The organism is Streptomyces sp. NPDC002994 (assembly GCF_040611155.1).
In the GTDB taxonomy this organism is placed as follows: Bacteria; Actinomycetota; Actinomycetes; order Streptomycetales; family Streptomycetaceae; genus Streptomyces.
In genome coordinates, this window is record NZ_JBEXNQ010000060.1 from 1 (window position 1) to 10,066 (window position 10,066).

Annotated in this window: 6 protein-coding genes and 1 pseudogene; 5 read left to right on the forward strand and 2 right to left on the reverse strand. The window is 70.8% G+C overall.

The window, feature by feature from the left end; translation table 11 throughout:
* The first annotated feature begins 2,738 nt into the window (after positions 1 to 2,738).
* Positions 2,739 to 3,887, forward strand: a complete 1,149-nt coding sequence (gene alc, locus ABZX79_RS37475) for an allantoicase (RefSeq protein WP_355268439.1) — start codon at positions 2,739 to 2,741, stop codon at positions 3,885 to 3,887.
* Between the two features lie 814 nt (positions 3,888 to 4,701).
* On the opposite strand, the gene pepN is transcribed toward alc, so the two are convergent.
* The gene (gene pepN / locus ABZX79_RS37480) at positions 4,702 to 7,293 is read right to left on the reverse strand and encodes an aminopeptidase N (RefSeq protein ID WP_355268442.1); all 2,592 of its coding nucleotides are present in this window, start codon (positions 7,291 to 7,293) and stop codon (positions 4,702 to 4,704) included.
* Between the two features lie 161 nt (positions 7,294 to 7,454).
* On the opposite strand from pepN, the gene ABZX79_RS37485 reads away from it, so the two are divergent.
* Genes ABZX79_RS37485 through ABZX79_RS37495 form a run of 3 tightly spaced genes read left to right on the forward strand, consistent with a single transcriptional unit; the run spans position 7,455 to position 8,628 of the window.
* Complete coding sequence (locus tag ABZX79_RS37485) at positions 7,455 to 8,006, forward strand: DUF1203 domain-containing protein (protein ID WP_355268445.1); 552 nt, start codon at positions 7,455 to 7,457, stop codon at positions 8,004 to 8,006.
* 57 nt (positions 8,007 to 8,063) lie between these two features.
* On the forward strand, positions 8,064 to 8,294 hold the full coding sequence (locus ABZX79_RS37490; RefSeq protein ID WP_355268447.1) for a ribbon-helix-helix domain-containing protein: 231 nt from the start codon (positions 8,064 to 8,066) through the stop codon (positions 8,292 to 8,294).
* A complete protein-coding gene (locus ABZX79_RS37495; protein ID WP_215137726.1) occupies positions 8,281 to 8,628 on the forward strand; it encodes a type II toxin-antitoxin system PemK/MazF family toxin in 348 nt (115 codons plus the stop codon). Before ABZX79_RS37490 ends, ABZX79_RS37495 begins: the two co-directional genes overlap by 14 nt.
* Positions 8,629 to 8,647: 19 nt before the next feature.
* Here ABZX79_RS37495 and ABZX79_RS37500 read toward each other — a convergent pair.
* Positions 8,648 to 8,791, reverse strand: a pseudogene (locus ABZX79_RS37500) (LysR family transcriptional regulator); the annotation flags it as partial.
* On the opposite strand from ABZX79_RS37500, the gene ABZX79_RS37505 reads away from it, so the two are divergent.
* On the forward strand, positions 8,786 to 10,024 hold the full coding sequence (locus tag ABZX79_RS37505) for an MFS transporter (RefSeq protein ID WP_355268451.1): 1,239 nt from the start codon (positions 8,786 to 8,788) through the stop codon (positions 10,022 to 10,024). The pseudogene ABZX79_RS37500 and the gene ABZX79_RS37505 overlap by 6 nt on opposite strands.
* Positions 10,025 to 10,066 lie beyond the last annotated feature (42 nt).

The window sequence follows — 10,066 nt, forward strand, 5'->3', positions numbered from 1 at the left end:
CCCCGGCCCACCGCTAACGCTTGTACGGGGACGGCCCAAAGAAAAACGCCCTGCACGCTACCTCCGGGAAGCGGCGCGGGTCGGCTCGGTGGCCGTCGGGTGAGTGGCTGGGCGCATGATGTCTATGGGGTGGCGCGCCCCCAGCCTCAGCGACTGCGGGAACGGCCGTTGGCGCACCATCCCCATTCCGACGCAAGCGAGCACCCAGGTGGGCGGACGGCGAGGCTGGCGGGACGACCTGCAGACTCTTGGGCCTGCGGGTGGGGCGCGACAGTTGAATGGGGTGACTCGGGTGGGTGTGGCGTCCACCCCGGCCGGTGGTCGGTTGGACGGTAAGCGCGTGGCTGGTGTGGGTGGGTGGAGGGGCGTCCAGGGGCGAGTGATCCTGTCGACGGTCCGGCCGGAACGAGCGACCGGGCTCGCAGACCGGCTCGACTCTCTCGGCTACCCGGACGGGTGGGCCACTTCGTGGCGCTCGGCAGGGCGGGATGGGATGAACCGCGCAGAAGACGAAATTGAGGCCCGCTTTGCATCATTTTGAGCGCCCTGGGGAAGGCTCGGCATGCGCCACGTGCCGGGTTCAGTGCACACCAACACCCCGGCACGGACGTCGGCGTGCACCTACCCCAGTAGATGTCGATGCCCAACGGCCCGCCAGTCCCCTCAGTCCCAGCCGCTTTGGCTGCCGTGGTGAGGCCGTGTTGTAAGGCTCGTGAGAGCGAAAGGGGCGCCCGGCGAGAGGGTCGGTCCTGCGGATGTGAATGATGGACTGCTGCGGCGCAAATCGGCGGGCAGGGGCCGGTCGAGGCGGCAATGCCGCCCGACATGCCGGGTTGGGCGCACACCAACGGGCCGGCATGGGCCTCGGGGTGCACCAACCCACCACGGGGCGATTCCGGATGTCCTGCCAACCCGACTACCTCGCCCGCTACTAACCCGCCACTTGATGATCCCGTAACGCCCTCGTGTCCCATCCGTCTCAGCGGTGTCGCTCGCGGCCCTCACGGGAGCGTTTCGACCCACAGGTGGAGGGCTGGTGAGCCCCGAACAGGGCGGCTATTGGGATGGTGGTGCGGCTGGTGCGACAGGTGTTTGGCGGGAGGTGAGCTCGTTGGTTGTGAGCGGGCTGGGGCATGCGTTTGCGCCGCCGCCTCGGCTTCCGCAGCAGTCCACCTTCGTCGTTGGTGGGGCTCGGTCACACAGCGCTTCCGCGCTGGGGTCGTCGTTACGGCCGATGCGACTGGTGTGGTGGTGCGCTGCAGGTGGACCGAGTACGAAGGGGCCCGGCGGTGGCGTCCATTCCTCCGTAGCCTCGGCGTTCGCTCGACCGTCACGGCTCGGGGCTTCCGAACGCGACGAACCCCGCCGTTGGGGAATCCCAACACCTCGCCCGTCCCACCTGTCTCAGCTGCTTCGCTCCCGGCCGTCATGGGAGCGTTTCGACCCATGTCAGCCCCCAGGGACTGGAAAAGGGGCATTCGGCGGACTGGACGCGGCGGCCGAGATGCCCATCCGTCGTTCCAGCAGCCCGGCTCCGACCCCGGAACGTAACGAACCCGGCACTAGGGCCTCCGGCCATCATGGGAGCGTTTCGACTCACGTCGACCCGACGGATCGCGTGGACAGCCGACTGGCGTGGCGGGTCACCAGCCGTCGGCCTGGCGGCCTGCCTGGGGACGGGGTAGTCGGTAATTTCGTCCTTTGTGGGGTTCGGTCGCGCCAGCGATCCGGTTCCGGGCTCGGGGCGCAATTAACCCCGCACTTGATGAATCCCAGCGCCTCCCCAGTCTCATCTGTCCCGGCCGTTGCTTTTCCCGCCGTGAAGGGAGCGTTAGGACCCGCGTCGGGCCGATTGTGTGAGTGCGATGGCTCGCCGGGCCGTCGGCTCTGCGGTCAAGTAACGCCCAAGCTTTCGTGCTTGGTGGGCTCGGTCGCCTCAGCAAGCCGGTTCCGGGCCCGAGCGCGATGAACCCGGCACTTGGTGAATCCCAACGCCCCTCTAGTCCCACTCGTCTCAGTCGTATAGCTCCCAGTCGTCATGGGAGCGTTTCGACCCGCGACCAGCTACCGCGATCGCGTGCCCCACCACCCGCCCACACCAGCAACGGGCTTGTCGCTCAGCCGGTCACCCACCGGGATGGGCGCCACACCCGCCCGAGTCGCCCCATTCAACTGTCGCGCCCTACCCGCGCAGGCATGAGTCCGCACGTCGACCGGACAGGCCGGCCGGCCACCTACGTGGGTGGTCGTGTGCGGGGGAATGGGGATGTCGCGCCAAGGGCCGTTCCCGTCGGCCGCTGAGTCTGGGGCCGCGCGCCGCCCCCTAGACGTTGTGCGCCCCACTCACCGAGCCCGCCACCCGGCAGCGAAACAGCAGCCACTCCCCGAGCCTTCCCCGTGGGCTCCCCCCGGGGGCCGCCCCCCAGATGCATTGCGGCGGAGGGTCGGCGGTCAAGGGGGTAGCGGAGCGGAATCGCCGTAGGCGACGCGACGTAGGAGCGCCCTTGAGGGGCGGGGCTCCGGCGCCACACTTACGTGTGGCGGCCCCCATCGCAGACGCGATCAACGCCCCAGGGCCGCCAACGCCCGCCTTCGTGCGCCTCCCGTTAGGCACCCCGGCCGGCCCGTACCACCGCCATTACGGCCTCCTACCACGCGCCCACCATTCAGATTTGCTTCAAAGCTTGTCCAGAAACTTTCGATGGACCTGACTGGTCCCACGGTGTGACAGTCGGCACATGACGACGACGACCGCGGCGACCGACGCGCCCCTCCAAGATCCGCACGCCAACGACGCCGCCCCGTATGGGGGAGGCGACCCGTACGCCGACTACCGGGGTGGGGAATTTCCCTTCACCGAGCTGGTCGACCTGGCCGACCGGCGTCTCGGGGCCGGGGTCATCGCCGCCAACGACGAGTTCTTCGCCGAACGCGAGAACCTCCTCATCCGGGAGCGCGCCGTCTTCGACCCGGAGCACTTCGGGCACAAGGGCAAGATCATGGATGGGTGGGAGACCCGTCGTCGGCGCGGCACCGACGGGGCGCACCCCTTCCCGGCGCCCGACGACCACGACTGGGCCATCGTCCGCCTCGGCGCCCCCGGCGTCATCCGCGGCATCGTCGTCGACACCGCCCACTTCCGCGGCAACTACCCGCAGCGCGTGAGCATCCAGGCCGCCGCGGTGGAGGGTTCGCCGAGCCCCGAGCAGCTTCTCGCCGCCGATGTGAAGTGGGAGGAGATCGTTCCGGTGACGCCCGTGCGCGGCCACGCCGCCAACGGGTTCGAGATCACCAGCGAGCGCCGCTACACGCACATCCGGCTCTGCCAGCACCCCGACGGCGGCGTCGCCCGCCTCCGCGTGCACGGTGAAGTCGTGCCCGACCCCGAGTGGCTCGAGCTTCTTGGGACTGTCGACCTCGTCTCCGTACTCAACGGGGGTGTGTACGAAGACGCTTCCGACAAGTTCTATTCGTCGCCGACGCAGATCATCCTGCCGGGGACCTCGCGGAAGATGGACGACGGATGGGAGAACCGGCGCCGCCGCGTTCGTGACACCAACGACTGGGTGCGGTTCCGCCTCGTCGCGCAGGGCGCGATCCGCGCCGTCGAGATCGACACGGCGTACCTCAAGGGCAACTCGGCCGGCTGGATCGCGCTCAGCGGGCGCAACGGCGAGACCGGTGAGTGGTTCGAGATCATCCCGCGGACCAAGCTTCAGCCCGACACGCTGCACCGCTTCAAGCTTCCCGCGCAGGCTGTCGCCACCCACGTACGCCTCGACGCCTTCCCCGACGGCGGCGTCGCCCGGATGCGGCTGCATGGGGCGCTCACTGAGCAGGGGGCGGCCGAACTGCGGGCGCGGTACGAGGACGTGGCCGGCCAGTAGTCCCGGCCGGTCCAGCAGTCCCGGTCGGTAGAACCCGGCCAGCAGACCCCCGCCCGGCGGACGGCAGCGGCACAGCGCCCGGCCGTCGGGCGGTTTCAACGGTGTACGAGAGGGTGCTCCCGCGTTGGCGGGGGCGCCCTCTCGTGCGCGGCGGTACGGGGCGCCTGGGGCGGGCTTTCCCCAACCCGCCCTCTTCCCGCTGTCACACTTTGCGGCTCCGCCGCGTGGGGCAGGCCCGGACGCCGGACGCCCTCCGGGCGTGTCCTCAAGCGCCGGACGGGCTGGAGTTCACCGGGGTGGGACGGAGCCGGGCCAGGCCAATACGCCCGGCCCGGACGCCCTCCGGGCGTGTCCCCAAGCGCCGGACGGGCTGGAATTCGCCGGGGGAGGGACGAGTGAGTTCCGGACGAGGGAGCTAGGGACGAGTGAGCTCCGGACGAGCGAGTTCCGGTCCGGATTCCGGCGAGGTTCGAGGCCCGGCCGGGCCACCATCCTCGTGGCCCTCCAGTGGCCCGGCCTCGAGTCCCGGCCCCGAGGTCCCGGCCCCGTGGCCCCGGTCCGGAGCCCGGCCGGTGGCCCCGGTCGGAGCCCGGCCCGGTTGCCCGGCCCCCAGTCCCGGCCCCCGGTCCCAGCCCGGAGCCCCGGCCACGGAGGCGAGACCCGAGCCCGAGACCCGAGCCCGAGCCCGGACCGGGGTCCCCGAGGCCGAGGCCGGACCGGGGTCTCCAAGGTCGAGGCCGGACCAGGCCCCCCGGGGCCGAGGCCGAGGCCGAGGCGGGTCAGGGGCTTCGGCGGCCCCCTTTGCCGCGCCCCCCTACGCCGACGCCGCGTCCGCCGCCTGCGCCCTCAGGGATCGCTCGATGCCTGCCCGCGACTCCAGCACCAAGCGGCGCAGCGCCGCCGTCGGGTCCGTCGATGCCAGCCATGCGTCCGTCGCGTCCAGCGTTGCCTGCGAGACCTGGACCGCCGGGTACAGGCCGACCGCGATCTGCTGCGCCATCTCGTGGCTGCGCGACTCCCAGATCGACTTGACCGCCGCGAAGTACTTCTCCGAGTACGGCGCCAGCAGCTCACGCTGGGCGGCGTCCGTCTGGACGAAGCCGCTGATCACCGCCTCCTGCGTGGAGTTCGGGAGCGTGTCGGACTCGATCACCGACGCCCACGCCTCCGCCTTCGCCTCGGCCGTCGGCCGCGCCGCCCGCGCCGACGCCGCGTGCAGCTCGCCCGCCGACGTCTTGTCGCGCTCCAGCTCCGCCGAGATCATCTTCTCGTCCGCGCGGCCGGTCGCCGCGAGCCGTCCGACGAACGCCCAGCGCATCTCGGTGTCCACGGCCAGCCCGTCCACCGTCTCCGTGCCGTCCAGCAGGCCCTGGAGCAGGTCCAGTTGGTCCGCCGTGCGGGCGGTCGCCGCGAACGCGCGTGCCCACGCCACCTGGTGGTCGCTGCCCGGCTCGGCGGCCCGCAGGTGCTCCAGCGTCGCCTCCGTCCATCGCGCCAGGCCCGTCTCGCGCCAGTCCGGCGCCGCGTACAGGTCCAGCGCGAGCTTCGCCTGGCGGTGGAGGGACTGGACTACGCCGATGTCCGACTCCTTGCCGATGCCCGACAGGACGAGGGAGAGGTAGTCGCGGGTGGCCAGCTCGCCGTCGCGCGTCATGTCCCACGCGGCCGACCAGCACAGCGCGCGCGGCAGCGACTCGGTGAAGTCACCGATGTGCGCCGTGACGGTGGCCAGCGACTGCGCGTCCAGGCGCACCTTCGCGTACGACAGGTCGTCGTCGTTGAGCAGGATCACCGCCGGGCGGGGGGTGTTGGGCGGGAAGGGGACGTCCGTGAGCTCCGCCGCGTCGATGTCCAGCTCGATCCGGTTCGTACGGACCAGCTTGCCGGCGTCACCGTCCAGGTCGTAGCAGCCGACCGCGATCCGGTGCGGGCGAAGGGTGGAGTGCCCCTTCGCGCCAGCGGGGAGTGCCGGGGCCTCCTGGCGTACGGAGAACGACGTGACGTTGCCGGCCGCGTCCGTCTCGATCTCCGGGCGCAGGATGTTGATGCCGGCCGTCTCCAGCCACGCCTTCGACCAGGTCTTGAGGTCGCGGCCGGACGTCTTCTCCAGCGCGCCGAGCAGGTCGGGCAGGCGCGTGTTCCCGAACGCGTGCGCCTTGAAGTACGCCTGTACGCCCCGGAAGAACTCGTCCTGGCCGACGTACGCGACGAGCTGCTTCAGCACGGAAGCGCCCTTCGCGTACGTGATGCCGTCGAAGTTGACCAGCACATCGTCCAGGTCACGGATCTCGGCCATGATCGGGTGCGTGGACGGCAGCTGGTCCTGGCGGTACGCCCAGGTCTTCTCCGCGTTGGCGAACGTCGTCCACGAGTGCGGCCACTTCGAGCCCGGCGCGTACGCCTGGCAGGCGACCGACGTGTACGTGGCGAACGACTCGTTCAGCCACAGGTCGTTCCACCACTCCATGGTGACCAGGTCGCCGAACCACATGTGCGCCAGCTCGTGGAGGATCGTCTCGGCCCGGCGTTCGTACGCCGCGTCCGTCGTGCGGGAGCGGAAAATGTACTGGTCGCGGATGGTCACCGCGCCCGCGTTCTCCATCGCGCCCGCGTTGAACTCCGGCACGAAGAGCTGGTCGTACTTCGCGAAGGGGTACGCGTAGTCGAACTTCTCCTGGAACCAGTCGAAGCCCTGCCGCGTGACGTCGAAGATCGCGTCCGCGTCCAGGAACTCGGCGAGGGACGGGCGGCAGTAGATGCCGAGCGGCACGCTCTGCCGGTTAGCGGCGTTCTCGTACGAGCTGTGGACCGAGTGGTACGGGCCGACGATCAGCGCGGTGATGTACGTCGAGATGCGCGGCGTCGGCTCGAAGACCCAGATGTCGTCCTTCGGCGCCTCGGGCGTCGGGGAGTTCGAAATCACCGTCCAGCCGGACGGGGCCTTCACCGTGAACTGGAACGTCGCCTTCAGGTCCGGCTGCTCGAACGAGGCGAAGACGCGGCGCGCGTCCGGGACCTCGAACTGCGTGTAGAGGTACGCCTGCTGGTCGACCGGGTCGACGAAGCGGTGCAGGCCCTCGCCCGTGTTCGTGTACGCGCAGTCGGCGACGACCTGCAGCTCGTTCGGGCCGGCCAGGAGGTGCTTGAGGGTGATGCGTGAGTCCCGGAAGACGGCGGCGACGTCGAGCGACTTCCCGTTCAGCACGACCTTGTGCACGGCGGGCGCCACCAGGTCGATGAAGGTCTGCGCGTCGGCCTCGGCGCACTCGAAACGCACGGTGGTCGCGGACCGGTAGGTGCCGCCCTCCTGCGCGCCGCTCAGATCGAGCTCGATCTCGTACGCGTCAACGGTGAGCAGGCTCGCCCGCTGCTGGGCCTCTTCGCGGGTCAGATTCGTGCCAGGCACCCGGTCATCTCCTCGGTATGTGTCGTTTTCCGCCATCCTTCCACGCCGGTCCTGTACTGGCTGCTGAGTATGCTCGCAGCTGACGCGGACCTGCGGTGACCGAGCAGCGCGCTGTCCGGAATCCGCCGGTGCGGTGCACTTGGTGAGCCGATGCTGGTCGTATGACGACCACGAGGTACATCGCACGCCCCGTCGAGCCCTCCGCCCTCAAGCAGCTCCGGGAGACCGACGACGCGGGGCGCGGCTGCGTTCCGTACGCCGATGAGGAGGGCGGGGCGCCGCTGCGGTGCTGTCTGCGGCTCAGCAAGGCCGGTGAGCGGATCGCGCTGGTGTCGTACGCGCCGCTGCGCCGGTGGGCGGCCGAGACGTGGGCCCGGCCCGGGGCGTACGACGAGCAAGGGCCTGTGTTCATCCATGATGAGGAGTGCGGAGGGCCGGACCCGGCGGCTGACGGTTACCCCTTCGCCCGGGCGGGCGCCCTGCGCACCGTACGCCGCTACAGCGCCGACGGCCGGATCGTCGGTGGCCGGCTGCTGGAGATCCCGGACGACACCACGGCGGGCTTCGACGCCGCGTTCGATGAGGCCTTCGCCGATGCCGGGGTGGCGCTCGTACACGTCAGGGCGGTGGAGTACGGCTGCTTCCACTTCGAGGTACGGAGGTACGCAGGTACGCAGGTACGCCAGCTTGAGGCGATTGGGCACCGGCCGTGAGAGATGGCGGCCACCGTCGGGTAGCAAGCGGGGTCATACCCGAGTAGCATCGGTGGTATGAAGATCAGTGTGAGCTTGCCGCAGGAGGACGTGACCTTCGTCGACGAGTACGCGGCGAAGATCGAGGCGGAGTCCCGCTCCGCAGTGATACATGCCGCGATCGAGCTGCTGCGTAACTCCCAGCTGGAGTCGGACTACGCGGCTGCCTTCGAGGAGTGGGATGCGAGCGAGGACGCGGCGTTCTGGGACCGGACCGCCGGAGACGGGCTGACCGATGCGCAGAGGTGAGATCTACCTGATCGACTACGAGCCGGTGCGCGGCAGTGAAGCGAACAAGGCCCGCCCCTCGGTGATCGTCTCGAACGACGCGGCCAATCAGACCGCGCAGCGCATGGGCAGAGGTGTGGTCACCGTCGTTCCGATGACGTCGAACACGTCGCGGGTTTTTCCCTTCCAGGTCCTTCTGCGGGCTGAGGAATGTCATCTCGCGAAGGATTCCAAGGCCCAGTGCGAGCAAGTCCGCGCGGTCACGGTGGAGCGGGTGCTGCACCGCATCGGTTTCGTGCCCGCTCAGCGAATGGCCGAGCTCGACGCAGCGCTGCGCAGACACTTGGCGCTCTGAGCGGCAGACCCTGAGGCGGGCGGGGGCCGATACGGGTCTCCAGGGCGCGCGGGAGCTGGCTGACGCGGCTCTGGGATATGTGCAGCCGCTCGGCCGCGCGGCCGAAGTGAGAACTTCGCCGTTGTTCCCGGGCGGCGGGCGGCAGACGCTGGGCAGCATGCACAGGAATACTGAACTCCCCTTGCCGCGGGCCGCGTTGCCGCCCGCCGTGTTCGCCGTCGCCGCCGCCACCTTCGCCGTCGTCACCACCGAGATGCTGCCGGTCGGGCTGCTCACCTCCCTCGGTTCGGGCCTCGGTACGTCCGACGGCACGGCGGGGCTGACCGTCACCCTCCCCGGCCTCGTCGCGGCGCTCGCCGCGCCCCTGCTGCCCGTCGCCGTGCGGCGTGCGGACCGGCGGCTTGTGCTGTGCGTGCTGATGGTGCTGCTGGCCGCCGCGAACGCGCTGTCCGCGCTCGCGCCCGGCTTCGGGGTGCTGCTGGGCGCGCGGGCGCTCGTGGGGGTGTGCATCGGCGGGGTGTGGGCCGTCGCGGCGGGGCTCGCCGTGCGGCTGGTGCGCGAGGAGGAAGTGGGCCGGGCCACCGCGGTCATCTTCAGCGGCATCGCGGTGGCCTCCGTCGCCGGGGTGCCGACCGGGACGCTGATGGGGGAGCTGGCGGGGTGGCGGTGGGCGTTCGCCGCCATGGGGGTCTTCTCACTGGCCGTGGCGGTGCTGCTCGGTCTGCTGCTGCCGCCGTTGCCCGCGCGGGGGGCTGGCGGGCTCGGGGAGGTGGCGGGGCTGCTGCGGGTCGCGCGGGTGCGGGCCGGGCTGCTGGTGCTGGCCCTGGTGACCGGACATTTCGCGGCGTACACCTATGTACGCCCGGCCCTGGAGCGCGTACCGGACATCGGCGCGGGCCTGATCAGCGGGCTGCTGCTGGTGTACGGGACCGCCGGGATCGCCGGCAACTTCCTCGGCGGGGCGGCCGCCGCCCGCGACCCCCGGCGGACCCTGCTGGTGATCTCGGCGGTGCTCGGCGTGACGGTCCTGCTGGCGGCAGCGGTGGGCGGCGGCTCAGCCGTGGCCGCGGCGGCGCTGCTGGTGGTGTGGGGGCTGGCGTACGGCGGAGTGTCGGTCAGCGCCCAGAACTGGCTGATGGCGGCCGCGCCCACGCGGCGCGAGGCGGCGTCGGCGCTCTTCGCCGGGGTGTTCAACGCCGCGATCGCACTCGGGGCGCTGCTCGGCGGCCGGGCCGCGGACCGCTACGGCGTGCCCGGCCCGCTGTGGCTGGGGGGCGCGCTGGCGCTGGTCGGGTTGGTGGCGGTCGTGGCGTCGGGGCGTACGCGTACGACGGTGGGGCGGGACGGCGCGGCGTGCCGCCCCCACGCTCGCACCGCGATGACGGAAAATGTCTAGGCAATTGAACGGCCGCCACAAACAAAAAAAACTTACAACGGT